Genomic DNA, 17,774 nt, shown 5'->3' with positions numbered 1-17,774 from the left:
ATAAGGAGAGCTGCCGATTCTATAGCCTTAAATATATCAGAAGGTTCAATAGGACAAAGTAATCCTGAACAAAAAAAAATTTATAGGATACGCCATACGCTCCTTGGCTGAAGTCGTAACGTGTCTGTATAAAGCAAAGAGAAGAAATTATTTAAACATAACTCAGTTTGAAAATTTATATGATAAATCCTATGAATTAATGAATATGATGATCGCATTTAGAAATAAAATTAATTAAAAAAATGACTTATCGATGTTGACTTCGGTCACCCGTCACCTGTCACCCGTCAATTATTATGAAATATTACAGTTTGAACAAAAAAGCCCCAAACACCTCATTTAAAGAAGCAGTAATTAAAGGTATTGCACCAGATAAAGGGCTTTATTTTCCTGAAACCATAACACCACTACCCGCTTCATTTTTTGAGAATATTGATAATTTGTCTTATGAAGCCATTGCTTTTGAAGCTATCAAACAATTTGTAAGTCCGGATATTCCTGAGGATGTTTTAAAAACAATCATTGCGGAAACCCTATCCTTCGATTTTCCTGTTGTGAAAATCAATGATCAGGTTTCCACTTTAGAACTCTTTCAAGGTCCCACCATGGCATTCAAAGATGTTGGCGCCCGATTTATGGCACGCTGCTTAGGTTATTTCAATCAAAACAACACCGAAGAAGTCACCGTTTTAGTAGCGACATCTGGAGATACCGGTGGCGCAGTTGCCAATGGATTTTTAGGTGTGAAGGGCGTTAAAGTCGTCATACTATATCCAAGTGGAAAAGTAAGTGATATTCAAGAAAAGCAATTGACTACGCTTAAACAAAACATCACGGCTTTAGAAGTAGATGGTGTTTTTGATGACTGTCAAGACATGGTAAAGCGTGCGTTTTTAGATGATGAATTGACGAGTAAAATGCAGTTGACGTCAGCCAATTCGATCAATGTTGCACGTTGGTTACCTCAGATGTTCTATTTCTTTTTTGCTTACAAACAGCTACACAAGACCCATAAAAAAATTGTGTTTTCAGTTCCAAGTGGCAACTTCGGGAATATTTGTGCAGGCATGATGGCAAAACAATTGGGCTTGCCAATTCATCATTTTGTCGCAGCAAATAATGAAAACAATGTGGTGACGGAATATCTCACCACTAAATTGTACCAACCAAAACCTTCCGTCCAAACCATTAGCAATGCCATGGATGTGGGCAATCCAAGTAATTTTATCAGAATACAGGAAATTTATAAACATAATTTCGAGGCTCTAAAATCCAATTTATCATCCTTTAGTTTTTCTGATGATCAAACGCGTGAGGCTTTAAAAGAGCTTTATACTGATTTTAAATATATTGCTGATCCACACGGCGCCGTCGGTTATTTAGGGTGTAAATCATATTTGAAAGATAACGATGATGCACATTGTGTATTTTTAGAAACGGCACATCCTACAAAGTTTTTAAATGTTGTAGAAGACATCATTCCTGAAAAAATTGAATTGCCATCGCAGATTAAAGCGGTTATGGATCAAGAAAAAATTTCTATTCCAATTGCACACTACGACGAATTGAAAGCGGTTTTATTGAACACTTTATCATGAAATAAGAGGCCGAGCGCCTCTTGTTTTATGGTTATTCCCCAGAAATATCATAAACTCTAGAAAAAATACCTTTCAAACTAAAATCATCCAAAAAAACGTCATGAATCTTTAATCCTACAGCGAAGTGGTCTTGACTCATTTCAAATACACTATAGATTTTATTTTCTTAGTTCTATTTTTCAGAAAATCCCTTCAAAGCCTTCCCGATAAGTGTATTCCCATTCAAAATTTCAAAAGACACTTTATTTGCCGTATCGTCATTAAGGACACGCACCAAAGTCTGAGCCACGTCTGCCCTACTGATTTCACCAGATTGGGACAGCTTTTCTTTTAGCTGAATATGGTTCGTGGCATGATTATTATTCAAGCTTCCCGGTCTTACAATGGCATAATTTAAACCGCTGCTTTTCAAATGTTCATCGGCATTATGCTTAGCCCTTAAATAATCTTGCAATTGATCAGCTTTTTCTGGAGCATCGGCCCCCATAGAGCTTAACATCACGAATTTCTTGATATTTGAGTTTTTTGAAGCGTCGATCATGCGTTTTGCACCTTCCTGATCTACACCAATCACATTTTTCCCACCTGAACCAGCAGCAAATATGACTTTATCCACATTTTTAAAAGCGTGGGAAACATCCTGTTCTAAATCGCCCAACACCGTTGAAATCCCTTTACTTTCAAACTTGTCCATCTGCTCTTTTTTTCTAACCATGGCTACTGGTTTAAAATATTGCGTTTCTGATAAAAGTTTGACAATCTGTTTTCCTGTAGTGCCGTTAGCACCTGCTACTAATACGTTTTCCATATCTATAATGTAACAGAAATTGAAGCACACACAATTTTTACTGGACATTTAACTTAAGTTTATCACAACAACCAAACGATATATACAACTTTAAAAAAACTAAGTTAAGATCGTGTTCAAATTGATTTCGATAAATGTTTCAAAGTACTCCTTTAACAAATTTTTAATCGGAAGGATTCATTTTTAAAACAGATAATTTTCGATACTTTTGTGATGCAATTATGGAGGGGATTATGAGTTAGAAATCTTAAATTTTTTTGAAATATTATTGAAAATAGCATTTCAGGTTTGAGCTTTAAAAAGGAATTTTATATACATTTTAGAATTGCCTCTCATTATTGCCTAGTTTATATTTTAACCAAGGGATTTTAAATAAGAAATACGCCGTCGCGGAAATAAAAAACAAAACATGAAAAACACAGCATTAACAGCAGCTCACGAGGCTCTAGGAGCAAAATTGGTACCCTACGCAGGATTTAATATGCCTGTTCAATATGAAGGTGTCAGCGCAGAACATGAAACTGTCAGAAATGGCGTTGGCGTATTTGATGTTTCGCATATGGGTGAATTTTTAATTGAAGGTCCCAATGCATTGGAATTGATCCAAAAAGTTTGCAGTAACGATGCTTCAAAACTGACCGTGGGGAAAGCACAGTACAGCTATTTACCAAATGAAAATGGTGGTATCGTAGATGATTTAATCATTTACAAAATGAAGGAAGATTCTTATTTATTAGTGGTCAACGCCAGCAATATTGAGAAAGACTGGAACTGGATCAACGCTAAAAATGATGTTGGTGCAACCGTTAGAGATCTTTCACCAGAGTATTCTTTATTGGCCATTCAGGGTCCTAAAGCGGTAGAAGCAATGCAAAGTTTAACGAGTCATAATCTTTCAGACATTAAATTCTACAATTTTGTAGTGGGTGATTTTGCAGGGATTGAAAATGTCATCATTTCTGCAACAGGATATACCGGGAGTGGTGGTTTTGAAATCTACTGTAAGAACTCAGAAGTAAAACAAATTTGGGACAAAGTTTTTGAGACTGGTGCATCTTACGGTATCAAACCTATTGGACTGGCCGCTCGGGATACCTTGCGTTTAGAAATGGGTTATTGCCTATACGGTAATGATATTGACGAAACCACCTCTCCAATTGAAGCCGGATTGGGTTGGGTAACCAAATTCACCAAGGAGTTTACCAATAGTGAAGCTCTTAAATTGGAAAAGGAAAACGGACCCAAAAACAAATTGGTAGGTTTTGAACTGGACGAAAAAGGAATTCCTCGCCAAGGTTACGATATTGTGGATAATCAAGGTAAAATTATTGGAAAGGTGACCTCAGGAACCATGTCTCCTTCACTTCACAAAGGGATAGGATTAGGCTATGTACCGGCAGATTTATCTGAAGTGGGAACCAAAATTAATATTCAAATTAGAAAAAATGCTGTCCCAGCGACCATTGTAAAAACGCCATTTTATAAAGTTAGTTCATGATCGACTTCCAAAATGTCATTGATACCATATATCATAATTTAAAGGATGAAGTCAACAGAGGCCTAGTAGCTGATTATATCCCGGAATTGGCAAATATTGATGTACAGAATTTTGGAATTCATTTAAGACTTTTAAATGATCAAACTTTTGCAACTGGCGATTGGAATAAGAAATTTTCTATTCAGAGTATTTCAAAAGTATTGACACTTGCCATGGCACTGCCTATGTATCCAAAAAACTTGTGGCAACGGGTAGATGTAGAACCCTCTGGCAATCCTTTTAACCATTTATCTCTTTTAGAATTGGAGAATGGCATTCCGAGAAACCCTCTGATAAATGCTGGAGCAATTGTAGTTGCTGACATTTTGATTAGCCTTCTTAAAAACCCGAAAGAGGATTTCTTAAACTATGTCCGTGAGGTTGTTGACGACCATACCATTGAATTCAATCAGAAGGTTGCTGAATCTGAACGTTTGACTGGTTATAATAATTATGCCGCTGCCAATTTATTAAAAGCGTATGGGAATTTAGAAAATGATGTGGATGTGGTGTTGGATTTCTATTTTCATCAATGTGCCATTGAAATGAGCTGCGAGCAATTGTCCAAAGCATTTATTATGTTCGCTAACCACGGTGCATGTTGTTTAAAGACTAATCGGCTTTCAGCTAGTCAAGCCAAGCGGATCAACGCCATTATGCTGACCTGTGGGTTTTACGACGAAGCAGGCGAGTTTGCTTTTGAAGTTGGCTTACCGGGTAAAAGCGGTGTGGGTGGTGGTATTGTAGCCCTTTTACCTAATCTTTTCACAATCTCAGTTTGGTCGCCTGGATTAAACATGAAAGGGAATTCATTGCTGGGAATGCAAGCTTTGGAACAATTTACGAGCATGACCAAATTATCGATTTTTTAGAAAATTTCGCTACTAAATATGATGACACCAGACAATAAACATCGCATTCTTATCCTTGGAGCCAGTGGTTTTATAGGAAATGCCCTATATAAGGAGCTGGGTCCATATTTTAAAACTTTTGGAACCTATCACATTTCAAATAAATCCTACGAAAACAACCAACATTTTTTTCAATATCGTGTAGAGGAAGACGATGTTTTCGAAATTCTAAAAGCGGTCAAACCCTCAGTCATCATTTCCTGTTTGCGTGGCGATTTTCATGCACAGGTAATCGCGCATCAACATATGTCTGAATATGTATCATCTCATGATTGTAAAATCATCTTCTTCTCTTCGGCCAATGTTTTTGACGCTTATAGTAAATATCCAAGTTATGAAGAGGACAAAACTTTGAGTGACAGTATTTACGGCCATTTTAAGATTAAAATTGAAAATATGCTCCTGCGCTTACCCGCAAAGAAAGTAGTGATCATCAGACTTCCAATGGTTTTTGGCAACCAGGCTCCCCGAATTAAGGAAATCAAGCAACACATTGTAGACAAAACGCCCATTGAAGTGTTCCCCAATCTGATTATGAATGTGACTACAGATTTTAAGATGTCCCAACAAATCCATTATATCATCAATCGCGATAAACATGGTATATTTCATTTAGGAAGTACAGATTTGGTACATCACGATGATTTCATTAAGGAAATGGTTGCCTTGATCACATCAGAAAATGTACGTTTCAAACAGGTTTACACTACTAATGAAGATCGTTATTTGGCAGTGATGCCCAAAAGCAACAAGCTGCCTAAACATCTTCATATTAATAGCATAGAACTACTTGAAGAATTGGACAATTACATGAATTATAACACTTAGTCCTATTAATTGTCAATTATAATTTATAATTTTAAGAAACTTAAAAAACCTGATTATGTCTCCATTATCTGATGATATCATCGAAAAAAAACTATTGCATTTTCCTGATTGGGAATACTATAACAACGCTCTCCATGCCGAGTTTGAATTTGACAATTTTAAGGATTGTTTCAGTGCTATGAGCAGAATTGCATTTGAGTGTGAAGCACAAAATCATCATCCCGATTGGAAGAATGTGTACAACATTTTGACCATTTCATTATCTACGCATAGCGCCAAAGGGGTTACTGAAAAAGATTTCAAATTGGCCGAAGCTATTGAGGCTATTGTGGAGGTTCAGGAATAGCAAGAAATGACTTTTTAAATTATGTTGAAAAAGCTGATTTTTATTGCTTTTGGTTTCACCATTTCTTTGCCCTATGCGCAAAATGACCCTGTTTTTTGTGAGCAAATTAATGCCTTGAACGAACGCATCCAACAGTTTCATTTCCGACCGAAACCACTTGACGATAGTCTTTCCAAAGCCGTGTTCAACTTGTTTTTAGACCGTCTGGATGAGAATAAACGCTTTTTTCAACACTCTGATCTATTGTTATTTCAATCTGACGAATTGCAACTTGATGATGCCATTGCATCGAACGATTGCAGTTTTATAGAGAAATATAGCACCATACTTAAGCGGCGAATTGAAGCTTCCAAAACCTATGTTGCCTCCTTGGAGAATGAAACTTTTGATTATTCAGGAAGGGATACGCTTTATTTTAAAGCTGAAGCAAATTCTACGTATTTTAAGGATGACCAAATGTTCAAAAAATATTGGAACAAACGGATCCGTTATTTCATTCTTGATCATTTGGTGGAACAGGACACTGCAATTTCATATTTAGAAGAAAATTTTAAAATCTTAGAAGCAGAGGCTAAACCAAAAGTAATTCAAAATCAAATATGCCTTTTGAATGAACTTCTTCATAAAAACGGCGATATATTAAGCTTTGTAAAAGAATCCTTTTTGAACGCTTTCGCCAATTACCAAGATCCGAACACATTTTTTTATAATGATTCTGATAAATCGCAATTTGAAAGCTCAGTATCCAACCACCAATTGACCTTTGGTATTGATACCGAAAAAAATAAGAACGGAGATATTATCATTGCCTACATTGCTCCTGGAAGCGCCGCCTTTTTAAACGGAAATTTTGAAGAGAATGATGTCATCAAATCCCTCACCTCTCCTACACAGACCCTAGAAACCTATTGTGTGTCAAATGAAGATATTTCCGCATTTACTTCCAATGAAAAAAATAAAACGATCATCTTTAAAATCAAAAAACAAAACGGTTCCATCCAAGAAATCCCACTTACAAAAACTGAACTCAAAGTAGAGCAAAATTCATGCACTGCATTCATCATAAAACATAAAAAATCTAATTTTGCATATTTAAACATTCCTAGTTTTTACACTGATTTTGACTCTCCACTTGGCAATGGATTAGCGCATGACGTAGCGAACCAACTTCAGATAATTAACAAGGAAAATGTTAAGGGCTTGATTATAGATTTAAGATTCAATGGAGGAGGGTCACTGAAAGAGGCCGCTGAGCTATCTGGATTATTTATAAACAGAGGACCACTGGCAATTCTGAAATATGGTAATGGGGACACTTTTACCATAACAGACGACTTTAAAGGTACACTTTTCAATAAACCAGTAATTATTCTAATAGACAATTTCAGCGCCTCAGCTTCTGAGTTTTTTGCTGGGGCAATGCAGGATTATAACCGCGCCCTTATTGTTGGATCAACAAGTCATGGTAAGGCTTCAGCACAAGTGATATTACCCTTAAGTGATACAGAGGATTTAGGATTTTGCAAACTAACCATTGAAAAGTTTTATCGCATAACTGGAAAGAGCCATCAATCGGTTGGAATTGTGCCAGATATTGTTTTACCCTCGCTCTATGATGGTATCAAAACCAATGAGGCCCATAGCCCATTCGCTCTTTCCAATGATGCGATCACTCCAGCATTTAAGCATACATCATATAAAAAACTGCCCTTGGCTGAAATTCAACTTCAGAGTAACATCCGCGTTGAAAACAATGAAAATTTTGAGGCCATTAGAAACTTAAGCTCCACGATGTTAAGCTCATATATAGACAGAGATGTGAACTATGCCTTAACGCTTAACAATATTTATGACGATGTGCAGTCCTATAATAACGTATGGAATAAACTATATCAGGTACTTGATAGTGCAACAAATCGTGTCAAGGTCAAAAACACATCAGACACAAAAAACAAATTAAATGTAGATAATATTGAACTGAATGAAAGTCTGATTGACGATATTTCAACGGACATATATATTCACGAAGCACTATTAATCCTGTCGGATATAAGAAAACATAAATTTCGTTGAGACAGGGCAAATTTTTGAGAGCACACTTACACATTGATAAAATGATTTTTTTTAAATTTGCTCCGCATTTGGAAAGGTGTATGTTCAATGACGCATGGTAGGCGACAAAAGTGCTGAAAACTACCAACCACCTACTGACGACTTAGATTGCCAACTTAAAATTTTAAACTTTTAAACTTAGAACTTAACATGGGAAGAGCTTTTGAATTTCGTAAAGCACGTAAAATGAAACGCTGGTCAGCAATGAGTAAAGCCTTTACACGTATCGGTAAAGATATCGTAATGGCAGTTAAAGACGGTGGCCCTGATCCTGATACCAATGCACGTTTAAGAGCAGTAATACAGAATGCGAAGGCTGTCAACATGCCTAAAGACAATGTGGAGCGAGCCATCAAAAGAGCATCTGACAAGAGTTTAGGGGATTTTAAAGAGGTACTATTTGAAGGTTACGCCCCTCATGGCATTGCTGTTTTGGTAGAGACTGCAACGGATAATAATACCAGAACAGTTGCTAATGTTCGGAGTTACTTTAATAAATGCGATGGAAGTTTGAGCACATCAGGTTCGGTGATTTTTATGTTTGACCATACATGTAATTTCAGGATTCCTGCTGAGGGATTAGATCCTGAGGAATTGGAGTTGGAATTTATTGATTTTGGTGCAGAAGAAGTCTTTATTGACGATGATGGGATTTTGATCTATGCTCCTTTTGAGAGTTTTGGAGCAATTCAATCTGAATTGGAAAATAGAGGCATTGAGATCCTATCTTCGGGGTTTGAACGTATCCCACAAGTCACAAAAAAACTGACCCCCGAGGAAGCTGAGGATGTCGAAAAACTCTTAGAAAAACTTGAGGAAGATGATGATGTACAGAACGTCTATCATACTATGGAGGAGTAATCACACTACACTGAGGTTTTCAGATATTTGTAGACTACAATGGGAGATTATTGTAAGCAATGAAATAACTTATATAATGCATAGGTCGAGGTCAAAACCTGAGACTAAAAGAATCTTGCCACTTGTTCCAAAAGCCATATCAATTATCAAAAAATATAGTGGAATGGATTTTTTTTTGGCTTCCCTCCTCTTAATGGAATGGATATATGAAGCCTCGAAGTTGTAGAGCATACACCATTGATATAGCAATGCTAAAAAGATCATATTGTTGACCCCCATGGCCTATAATCTTAAAAATCAATTGAAGGTTAAATAAAAACTGACACAAAGTGGTGCAAAAGTACTTGTCTTGTTATTCAATTGAATTAAGCCACTCCTGAACTAAATGAACACATATTTAAGCGCTCCAAAATTTAGCAGAACCATCTACCTAAAAAAAATGAGAAAGCCATATAAGAGCTAAATGAATTCGTTGTATATGCATTTTTGGGGTTGTGCAACAGTTAAAGGTGTTATCTCTCGTTTTTTCAGCAGTAATTTCTTTATCTAATTATTCGGATTTAATGTCAGATTTAATGTCAGATTTATAATCAGGATGCATGACAATCATGTTCCGTCTTGCTGACTAAAAAAAATAAAAATAAAAAAAATCTGAACTTCCCTGTTTAGTGTTGAACCTTTACCAAAACTATAATTGGTAAAATAAATGTTTAATATATTTCTTCTGTGGTAGTGTCTGTTCAAATTGCCGCTAACAATTAGGTCAACTCCCCTGCGAGTTTATGTAAATTACTCATTTCACTTGGGATTTAGGTTTATTGGTTTTCGCGATTGTAATTTCGTAAATAATACTAATTGTAGGATTGCTAATTGATGCTGATTTTTAGAGGTTTTTTTTACTTTATTACTTCTTAATTGACATGTATTTGTGAGATTATAAAAAAAATAACCGATATTTAATAAATTTCAACCTCACGATTAGACACATATTTTATGGAAGGTTTTGATATTTTAAACTTATTCATTGTACTGCTCGCAGCTTGGGGAGCTGGTGCGTTAATTAATCGTATTGGATATCCTGCAATATTAGGAGAGCTTTTAGTGGGTGTCATAATCGGCCCTTCGCTACTTGGTCTTGTAGACACCTCAAGCACTTTGCTTATTATCTCCGAAGCTGGTGTTATTCTGCTTATGGCTTATATAGGCATGGAAATAAATTTTAAAGATTTAGGCAAAGCTTCTTGGGCAGGACTTCTTGCTGCCACTGGAGGATTTGTGGTTCCTTTTGGATTGGGCTATTATGTGGTAATAGTAACTGGCGGCACAAGTATGGCTGGACTATTTGTAGGTATTGCTGTTGGAGTTACCTCTTTAGCAACCAAAAGCAGGATTCTTGTTGACCTAGGACTATTAGACACACGTATTGCCTATGTTTTGATGGCAGGCGCTTTAATTTCCGACACTTTGGCATTGATCATTTTTGCTGGACTATCTAGTTTTATTGATGTTGGGGCTGTAAATATGTCTGAAATTTTATTTATTGCTGGTAAAATCATTCTGTTTTTTGCCTTTGCTACGGCTTTCGGACTTTACATACTCCCCAAAATTGGAAAATGGATGGCAAGTAAAAATATAGAAAACCGAACCACCTATTTCACATTACTAATTCTAATTGTTTTTGGCCTTTCGGAGTTAGCAGAACTTGTTGGCCTACATGGTATTTTAGGTGCATTTGCTGCTGGTGTGTTTATAAAGGACGGCGTTTTTCATGAAAAAATAACTAAAGACATTATACGTGTTTTTCATGATGTCTCTATAGGTTTTATGGCGCCAATATTTTTCGTTACTGCTGGTTTCCATGTTACTTTAGATGTTTTTAAAACAGATTTACAGTTGCTATTATTAATTGTTGGTGTCGCATTTGCCGGAAAAATACTAGGTACAGTTTTATTTTATTTACCGAGTGGCAATGGTTGGAGAGAAGGATTAGCTGTTGGAACAGGAATGAATGGACGTGGGGCTGTAGAAATTGTTATTGCAGGTATTGGTTTACAGAAAGGCATTATTTCCCAAGAAATTTTTTCCATTCTTGTCTTTATGGCTATTTTGACAACATTATCTGTTCCGGTTCTATTAACTTGGACAACAAATTGGTTAAAAAAGCGAGGCGAATTGGTTAAGCAATTCTCTAGGCAAGGATATGTAATATTAGGAGCGAATCCACTAGCTTTATTATTAGGTAAGCATTTAGCAGTAGCCGACAAAGTGATTTTTATAGATGCCAACAAAGGTATTTGTGAAAACGCTAGAAGCCAAGGATTTGATTGTGTTCATGGTAATATTCTAGAGGAATCTACACTGAACGAAGCTGCTGTTAAAGATTTTAGAACGTTTATTGCTTTAACTGTAAATAATGAAATAAACCTGTTGGCATCCCAATTTGTCCATGATATCTTATTTATACCTGAAAAGTTTATTGTCATTTCACCTATTAAAGAAGAAGGTGGTAGCATTAACCTTTTGAGCTCGGTATCTGCCTCCACTTTATTCTCTAGCAAAGTGGATATACAGCCATGGATTCAAAAAATACAAGACGTAAACTATAGAGAAGTTGAGATTACAAATGCTCAAAATACAGATACTCGCGATTGGGTTAAATCTCAAATCTCTAAAAACAAGACGTTATTACCACTGGTTATTGTAGACAGTTCAGGTGCAAAACGTCCATTTAGGTATAATGACTCCATTGGTGTGGGTGAAAAAGTCATCTGTATTCAATAATATTTCATTTTATATAAAAGAAAATTGTGTGCAAAATTAGTCTGCACTATGTGTTAAATACAACATCCCATTTTTGTACTATAAGTTAGTTGAAAGAAATCTGTAGACTTCCCTTCAAATAGGACAGTTATTGATTCGACTTTACTTATTTTAATTCAATCGAACTAATAACGAACTGATCGAGTTTTATTTTTCCATTAACTACATAGAATAAGAGTAAAACCATAATTATAAGATGTATAGAACATCTACCATATTATGGAGAAGTTTTCCGAAGGATTGATAAAGTACTGTATTGCATTATTTCTGAATATATTAAATAAAAAAAGCCGACAATTTCTTGTTGGCCTTCCAGTTTCTCATAGCAGTAATTTTTTAATCAAATGAAAGTTAACATAAAAAAATTAGTAGTTACAATTTCATTCGTTTCTACGTAAATTTTATAATGAATGTTTTTATATGTGTAAAATAAAAAAGCTACCTTTTAAAAAGATAGCTTTTGGGACGCAAACTAACTAATGTTTCTTTTTAGGGACAAAAAATTTGTTTACTGTATGTTTCACTAATTATATGCACTAGCCAATAATCAAACTACGTGCCAAAAACCACAATTTTGTCGCATTGACTTACGAATAAATTGAATTTTACGAATACGATGCGATTTTCCCTTTGACACCTTCAAAAAAACTGCGCATATAGTTGAAATCAGCCTCAATATCGTCAGTTGGGTAAAAAGGTTCTGAAATCTTGTTCTGTTTATGTTCAAAATCGAAAGTGAACATGATAATGGGCACATTGGCTTTTTTCGCAATATAATAGAATCCGGTTTTCCACTGCTCAACTTTCTTTCTCGTACCTTCTGGCGACAACGCCAACCTAAATTCTTCTCTGCCTTTAAACAAATTGGCAATGGCCTCAACCTTGTTTTGTCCTGGACGTCTATCCAATGGCGCACCGCCAATAGCTTTGAAATAATACTTGAAGGGCCATTTAAAGAGTTCTCTTTTTGCGACAAAATTCGATTTTATCCCGATTACCTGTCGCATTAAAAGTGCAATATAAAAATCATGCCAACTGGTATGTGGTGCCGCAATGATAACCGCCTTTTTGATGGTGTCTTTTGACATTGTGACATTACCAACCACGCGCCATCCCAATATCTTTGAATAAATAAACTTAGACAACCATCTCATGCTACATTTTTTGGTATAAAGCTTTCAGTTTTTCTCTTGTGATGGTTTTTTTCCAGTTTTTACCTATGGCATTTTCCCAAAGTGGCTCCAATCCTAAAGCAACATCAATCATGATGTCCAACTCATAGTCGTCGAGTTGTGAACAAATTCCCTGCGGAATCTCAATATTATGGATTTTCTTCATCTTTTTATACACCGCCACTCCTTCAGGGTAAAACTCTTCTAAGTGATCAAAAACAATACAATTTCCTATTCCATGCTTAGTTCCCAAAAGGTAACCAAGCCCGTAACTCATGGCATGTGCTACGCCAACTTGTGAGTAGGCAATACTCATTCCGCCATGCCATGAAGCCATCATCAATTTATCTTGTAAATCCTCCTCTGATCCACTGCCGTCGAGAAAGATTTCCGTGCATAAATCATATGCCTTTTCACCATAACTCTGACTAAATGCATTTAAATATGTGCCATTCAACGATTCAACACAATGGATAAAACAATCCATTCCCGTATAGAACCACTGGTCTTTAGGCACACCTTTAGTCAATTCAGGATCTAAAATCACTTGGTCAAATGGTGTGTAATCAGAATTGATTCCTAATTTCTTATCTGGACCTGTTAGCACTGTTGTTCTTGAAACCTCTGCCCCTGTCCCTGATATGGTTGGTATGCCAACATGGTAAATGGCAGGTGTTTTTACCAAATCCCACCCTTGGTAATCTTTTGATTCACCAGGATTTGTGAGCATAATCGACACCGCCTTTGCAAGATCCAATATGGTTCCACCTCCAATGCCAATAATGCCTGAAGGTCTATCTTTATGGGTTAATATAATTTGTTCAACCAATTCGTCCACCTGTGAAGTTTTTGGTTCTTCATCAGCAGAAATAAAAATCAATTCATCAGCATAAGCCAAAGAAACCCGTGAAGTCAACCACGCATTTCCCTTAAAAACGTCATCTACCAAATAAATAAATGGTGCCTTGACATTTAATCTTTTTGGCGCCAAAATATCACCTATTTGATTAAAACTGCCACGTCCAAAAACAACCCTGGACACCATTGGATAATTTTTATATGTCATTTTTTAAAGTCTTAAATTTAGTTTTTCGTGTTTTGTCCAATATTGGAAGTACATCTAATAAACTGGAAATGGTTTCATATTTATTATGGTCCTGTCTGCTGGCCGTTACTTGTTCGTGAATCCATGTGGTATGAAATGGAATGTGGATAGCGCGTGCTTTTATGTTAATCAGAGGTAAAATATCTGATTTTAAAGAATTTCCTATCATTAAAAATTCAGATGGTTTTACATCCAAATGGTTCAAAAGTTTGGAATAATTTGCTTCTTGTTTGTCACTGACCACTTCAATATGATGGAAGTAGTGCATGAGTCCGGACTTTTCCAATTTTCTTTCTTGATCCAATAGGTCACCTTTGGTGACCACTATTAATCGGTATTTTAAAGATAATGTTTGCAAGACTTCCTCTACGCCATCCAAAAGATTAACAGGCTTGTTGAGCATGTCCTTGCCTATATTAAGAATAGAATCAATGGTTTCAATGTCCACGGAATTATTGGATAGCTCCATGGCTATCTCAACCATGGACAGAATAAATCCTTTGATTCCATATCCATACAACGGCAAGTTTTCAATTTGCCGTTTGAAAAGCTCCTGATCAATTTTGTTTGCTGTTTCATAAGGCGCCATCAATTTTGCAAAAGCAAGTTCGGCATCCCTGAAATAAGTTTCATTGACCCAAAGCGTATCATCGGCATCAAAGCCAATCACTTTTATGTTCGTATAATCTATTTCCATAAACGTTTTGCGCGTTCCAAATCTTCCGGTGTATCAATTTCTACCCCTTCAACGTGGGTTTCAACCATTTTAATACGTTTGCCATATTCCAAATAGCGGATACATTCTATTTTTTCAGTGGCTTCAATGAACTGCATAGGTAGGTTATAAAAGTCAAGAAGTGCCTGCTTTCTAAACGCATAAATCCCTTTATGCTTAAAATAGCGCGCACCTGCTTCTTTATCTCTAGGATATGGAATAGGACTTCGTGAAAAATAGAGTGCAAAATTATTTTGATCAACAATAACCTTTACCGTATTTGGATTGCTGATTTCTTCCCAATCATGAATTTCGACCATTAAAGATGCCAAATCTATTTCTTTCTGATGGTCATCCTTAAAAGCGTTCAAAACCTTCTCAAGGCTTTCCCGTTCAGTAAAAGGCTCATCACCTTGCACATTGACTACGATATCCACATCCAAATCTTCAACCGCCTCTGCAATGCGATCGCTACCAGATTGATGTTCTTTTTTACTCATAATGGCTTTGCCTCCATGGTTAACAATTTCATCATAAATGATATTGCTATCGGTGACTACGTAAACTTCGTCAAATAGATTGGTGGCAACGGTCGCTTCGTAAGTTCTTAGAATAACGGTTTTGCCGGCTAAGTCCTTCATCAATTTAGCTGGAAAACGTGTGGCACTATAACGTGCTGGAATCATTGAAATTATCTTCATAGCTGATCAAGAGTTACCGGTCAAAAATAACCCTTTTTAAAGTATTTTATGGGTTGGACTGTTTAAACTTTTTATAAAGTTTGAAAATGACAATTAAAATTAAAACGACCAGGACAAACGCAAATATTGGTAGAAATATAGAAAAGATGGAAATGATTAAGGAGGCTCCCGTTTCTACGGTTGAGACCAATGGATTCCCAAATCCTGCGGTGGAGACCGTTGAAGTTGCTCGTGATGCAGTTGCGGTACTTTTTATTGCGGCTGCTGTTCCTCCTCCGGCAATAATAGCCAAGGCCCAAGAAATCACGGGATTTAAATCGGCCACTGTAGATACCATAACGGCGGTACCGGCAATGGTGGCCAGTGGAATAGCTATAGTATCGAGCAAATTGTCAACGAATGGAATATAATAAGCCAAAATCTCGATAAATGTGGCCACGCCAAATGTAATAACTGCTGTTAAACTTCCAATCCATAACCATGATGCATTAAGTTCCCAAACCTCAAAATAAGCGGCTAAACTGAGAATAAATAATGGTAAAAAAACTCTAAATCCAACAGATGCAGCCAAGCCAATGCCGAGACAAATACTAATTATGGTTTCTGTCATAATCCCAAACCCCAAAGGATTTTTATTAAATTAATAGTTATATATGATCGATTCGAAATGAAGTTTCACTTTTATACCGTAAAGTAATGCGTATATTGACTCATAATCTCCACCTGAAATTGACTCCTCTAAGGTATTTAAATTCACTTTAAGACACAAAAAACTCTTCAGGAAACCCAATCAGGTATAATTTTTCTTTTGCTCTTGTGATAGCAGTATAGAGCCACCTCAGGTAATCTTTATCGATACCATTAGGCAAATAAGGTTGTTCAACAAAAACTGTATGCCATTGGCCTCCTTGAGATTTATGACAGGTTATGGCATAAGAAAACTTGACCTGTAGAGCATTGAAATGCTTGTTATTCTTAATTTTTAAAAACTTTTTATAATTGGAAGTTTCATCTTCATAATCCTTTTGAACCTCTTGGTACAATCTATTTGATTCTTCATACGGCAATGATGGTGATTCCGATTCGATAGTATCCAAAAGAAGAACCGTTTCAAAAGGTGCCATTTTTGGATAATCCACCATTTGCACTTTCACTTCAGCAAACCTAAAACCATATAAATTTTGCAAATTGAAAATTTCTAAAACCTGGATAATATCCCCATTGGCAATAAATCCGGCCTCGGAAGTAGGTTTGACCCAAAAATAATTATTCTTTACCACCATTAAAAAATCGCCGACCGTGAGTTCATTTTCATTGTTTAAAATGCGCTCCCTGATTTGCTTATTATACAAATTCGCACGTTTATTACTTCTTACGATAATTGCGGTCTCTTCATGGCCTTGATCTGAGTAGCCATCATTTATGGCGTCCATAATTTCATAGCCATCAATTAATCTCACAATATCCGAATAGCCCTTTAAGTCAAATTTGAAGGATTCGTAAAATTCGCCTTCCAATACTTCGCGCAGGCTGGTGGCATTCATCAATATTCCAGAATCCTGCTCTTGTCTTACCACTTCGTCCAATTCGAAGGAAATGACATTTTTGTTGTAATTGAGATTGAGCTGTACACTGTCCAACGCTGGACTTAAATCAGATTTCACCGGTGGCAGTTGTGCTTTGTCTCCAATGAGCAATAATTTGCAATTATGGCCGGAATACACGTATTGCATCAAGTCATCCAACAGTGATCCGTTTTCGAATAATTTAGAATCAGAAGGCACATCAGGTATCATGGAGGCCTCATCAACTATGAATATTGTATTGCGATGTTTGTTGGGCTGCATTACAAATTTGACACCTCCGCCCTTATCTTTCTTTGGAAAATAAATTTTTTTGTGAATGGTAAATGCTTCCTTGCCAGAATAATTAGAAATCACCTTGGCTGCTCTTCCTGTTGGAGCCATCAAAACCGCACTTTTTTTAATATGCCATAAATTGGAAACCAAGGCGCCAATAATGCTTGTTTTTCCAGTACCGGCAAATCCTTTTAAAAGATACAATTGATCAGAATTGGTGTCCAAAATAAAATTTGACAGCTGATCAAGGACGATATTTTGTTTTAATGTAGGTTCAAAAGGAAATTTTTGCTTTAAATGTTTATAAAATTCGGAGGCGTTCATATTAAGAAGAGTCATTTTCTAAAAACGGAAAGGTAAGGTTTATAAAGAATTGTTGTAACTTTATGACATACTTTTTG

General features: G+C 36.2%; 17 protein-coding genes. 10 read left to right on the top strand and 7 right to left on the bottom strand.

What is annotated here, in order from left to right:
• The 3 genes from MWU32_RS00230 to thrC are packed head-to-tail and all read left to right on the top strand — an operon-like array spanning nucleotide 1 to nucleotide 1,598.
• Nucleotides 1-111, top strand: a complete 111-nt coding sequence (locus tag MWU32_RS00230) for a four helix bundle protein (protein WP_317235140.1) — start codon at nucleotides 1-3, stop codon at nucleotides 109-111.
• A complete protein-coding gene (locus MWU32_RS00225) occupies nucleotides 104-238 on the top strand; it encodes a four helix bundle protein (protein WP_246936625.1) in 135 nt (44 codons plus the stop codon). The genes MWU32_RS00230 and MWU32_RS00225 overlap by 8 nt, the downstream gene beginning before the upstream one ends.
• 58 nt (nucleotides 239-296) lie before the next feature.
• Entirely contained in the window at nucleotides 297-1,598 is a 1,302-nt protein-coding gene (thrC, locus tag MWU32_RS00220; RefSeq protein ID WP_246936623.1) for a threonine synthase, read from the top strand.
• Nucleotides 1,599-1,770: 172 nt separating this feature from the next.
• On the opposite strand, the gene MWU32_RS00215 is transcribed toward thrC, so the two are convergent.
• Nucleotides 1,771-2,406, bottom strand: coding sequence for an SDR family oxidoreductase (locus MWU32_RS00215; protein WP_246936621.1), 636 nt, complete (start codon nucleotides 2,404-2,406; stop codon nucleotides 1,771-1,773).
• A 409-nt stretch (nucleotides 2,407-2,815) separates the two neighbouring features.
• On the opposite strand from MWU32_RS00215, the gene gcvT reads away from it, so the two are divergent.
• From gcvT to MWU32_RS00180, 7 genes are all read left to right on the top strand, one after another.
• Nucleotides 2,816-3,904: a glycine cleavage system aminomethyltransferase GcvT gene (gcvT, locus tag MWU32_RS00210; protein WP_246936619.1), complete on the top strand. Its 1,089-nt coding sequence runs from the start codon at nucleotides 2,816-2,818 to the stop codon at nucleotides 3,902-3,904.
• Nucleotides 3,901-4,815 (top strand): glutaminase, encoded by a 915-nt coding sequence (locus MWU32_RS00205; protein ID WP_246936617.1) that lies wholly within the window; start codon nucleotides 3,901-3,903, stop codon nucleotides 4,813-4,815. Before gcvT ends, MWU32_RS00205 begins: the two co-directional genes overlap by 4 nt.
• Nucleotides 4,816-4,833: 18 nt before the next feature.
• Nucleotides 4,834-5,682, top strand: a complete 849-nt coding sequence (locus MWU32_RS00200) for a sugar nucleotide-binding protein (RefSeq protein ID WP_246936615.1) — start codon at nucleotides 4,834-4,836, stop codon at nucleotides 5,680-5,682.
• A gap of 55 nt (nucleotides 5,683-5,737) precedes the next feature.
• The gene (locus MWU32_RS00195) at nucleotides 5,738-6,028 is read left to right on the top strand and encodes a 4a-hydroxytetrahydrobiopterin dehydratase (protein ID WP_246936613.1); all 291 of its coding nucleotides are present in this window, start codon (nucleotides 5,738-5,740) and stop codon (nucleotides 6,026-6,028) included.
• Between the two features lie 21 nt (nucleotides 6,029-6,049).
• Complete coding sequence (locus MWU32_RS00190; RefSeq protein ID WP_246936611.1) at nucleotides 6,050-8,101, top strand: S41 family peptidase; 2,052 nt, start codon at nucleotides 6,050-6,052, stop codon at nucleotides 8,099-8,101.
• Between the two features lie 189 nt (nucleotides 8,102-8,290).
• Nucleotides 8,291-9,001: a YebC/PmpR family DNA-binding transcriptional regulator gene (locus MWU32_RS00185; RefSeq protein ID WP_246936609.1), complete on the top strand. Its 711-nt coding sequence runs from the start codon at nucleotides 8,291-8,293 to the stop codon at nucleotides 8,999-9,001.
• A 993-nt stretch (nucleotides 9,002-9,994) separates the two neighbouring features.
• On the top strand, nucleotides 9,995-11,782 hold the full coding sequence (locus MWU32_RS00180; protein WP_246936607.1) for a cation:proton antiporter: 1,788 nt from the start codon (nucleotides 9,995-9,997) through the stop codon (nucleotides 11,780-11,782).
• 644 nt (nucleotides 11,783-12,426) lie between these two features.
• Here MWU32_RS00180 and MWU32_RS00175 read toward each other — a convergent pair.
• The 6 genes from MWU32_RS00175 to MWU32_RS00150 all read right to left on the bottom strand — a co-directional run bounded on the left by MWU32_RS00175 (nucleotide 12,427) and on the right by MWU32_RS00150 (nucleotide 17,697).
• Nucleotides 12,427-12,975: a 1-acyl-sn-glycerol-3-phosphate acyltransferase gene (locus MWU32_RS00175; RefSeq protein ID WP_246936605.1), complete on the bottom strand. Its 549-nt coding sequence runs from the start codon at nucleotides 12,973-12,975 to the stop codon at nucleotides 12,427-12,429.
• A 1-nt stretch (nucleotide 12,976) separates the two neighbouring features.
• Entirely contained in the window at nucleotides 12,977-14,059 is a 1,083-nt protein-coding gene (locus tag MWU32_RS00170) for an iron-containing alcohol dehydrogenase family protein (RefSeq protein ID WP_246936603.1), read from the bottom strand.
• The gene (locus MWU32_RS00165) at nucleotides 14,049-14,795 is read right to left on the bottom strand and encodes an HAD family hydrolase (protein WP_246936601.1); all 747 of its coding nucleotides are present in this window, start codon (nucleotides 14,793-14,795) and stop codon (nucleotides 14,049-14,051) included. Before MWU32_RS00165 ends, MWU32_RS00170 begins: the two co-directional genes overlap by 11 nt.
• Complete coding sequence (gene kdsB / locus MWU32_RS00160) at nucleotides 14,786-15,514, bottom strand: 3-deoxy-manno-octulosonate cytidylyltransferase (protein WP_246936599.1); 729 nt, start codon at nucleotides 15,512-15,514, stop codon at nucleotides 14,786-14,788. The genes MWU32_RS00165 and kdsB overlap by 10 nt, the downstream gene beginning before the upstream one ends.
• Nucleotides 15,515-15,560: 46 nt before the next feature.
• Nucleotides 15,561-16,127 carry a DUF4126 domain-containing protein gene (locus MWU32_RS00155; RefSeq protein WP_246936628.1) on the bottom strand — a complete coding sequence of 189 codons (567 nt, stop codon included), beginning with the start codon at nucleotides 16,125-16,127 and terminating at the stop codon, nucleotides 15,561-15,563.
• 145 nt (nucleotides 16,128-16,272) lie between these two features.
• Entirely contained in the window at nucleotides 16,273-17,697 is a 1,425-nt protein-coding gene (locus tag MWU32_RS00150) for an ATP-dependent RecD-like DNA helicase (RefSeq protein WP_246936626.1), read from the bottom strand.
• Between the last annotated feature and the right edge of the window lie 77 nt (nucleotides 17,698-17,774).

The organism is Gelidibacter sp. F63206 (assembly GCF_023015735.1).
This window is presented reverse-complemented; position numbering and strand designations above follow the sequence as displayed.

What these genes read in the sequence shown, in the direction of transcription:
- MWU32_RS00170 (WP_246936603.1), bottom strand. Translation starts at nt 14,059, where the DNA reads ATGACATATAAAAATTATCCAATGGTGTCCAGGGTTGTTTTTGGACGT.
- MWU32_RS00165 (WP_246936601.1), bottom strand. Translation starts at nt 14,795, where the DNA reads ATGGAAATAGATTATACGAACATAAAAGTGATTGGCTTTGATGCCGAT.
- thrC (WP_246936623.1), top strand. Translation starts at nt 297, where the DNA reads ATGAAATATTACAGTTTGAACAAAAAAGCCCCAAACACCTCATTTAAA.
- MWU32_RS00175 (WP_246936605.1), bottom strand. Translation starts at nt 12,975, where the DNA reads ATGAGATGGTTGTCTAAGTTTATTTATTCAAAGATATTGGGATGGCGC.
- MWU32_RS00150 (WP_246936626.1), bottom strand. Translation starts at nt 17,697, where the DNA reads ATGAACGCCTCCGAATTTTATAAACATTTAAAGCAAAAATTTCCTTTT.
- gcvT (WP_246936619.1), top strand. Translation starts at nt 2,816, where the DNA reads ATGAAAAACACAGCATTAACAGCAGCTCACGAGGCTCTAGGAGCAAAA.
- MWU32_RS00190 (WP_246936611.1), top strand. Translation starts at nt 6,050, where the DNA reads ATGTTGAAAAAGCTGATTTTTATTGCTTTTGGTTTCACCATTTCTTTG.
- MWU32_RS00185 (WP_246936609.1), top strand. Translation starts at nt 8,291, where the DNA reads ATGGGAAGAGCTTTTGAATTTCGTAAAGCACGTAAAATGAAACGCTGG.
- MWU32_RS00195 (WP_246936613.1), top strand. Translation starts at nt 5,738, where the DNA reads ATGTCTCCATTATCTGATGATATCATCGAAAAAAAACTATTGCATTTT.
- MWU32_RS00215 (WP_246936621.1), bottom strand. Translation starts at nt 2,406, where the DNA reads ATGGAAAACGTATTAGTAGCAGGTGCTAACGGCACTACAGGAAAACAG.
- MWU32_RS00205 (WP_246936617.1), top strand. Translation starts at nt 3,901, where the DNA reads ATGATCGACTTCCAAAATGTCATTGATACCATATATCATAATTTAAAG.
- MWU32_RS00180 (WP_246936607.1), top strand. Translation starts at nt 9,995, where the DNA reads ATGGAAGGTTTTGATATTTTAAACTTATTCATTGTACTGCTCGCAGCT.
- kdsB (WP_246936599.1), bottom strand. Translation starts at nt 15,514, where the DNA reads ATGAAGATAATTTCAATGATTCCAGCACGTTATAGTGCCACACGTTTT.
- MWU32_RS00200 (WP_246936615.1), top strand. Translation starts at nt 4,834, where the DNA reads ATGATGACACCAGACAATAAACATCGCATTCTTATCCTTGGAGCCAGT.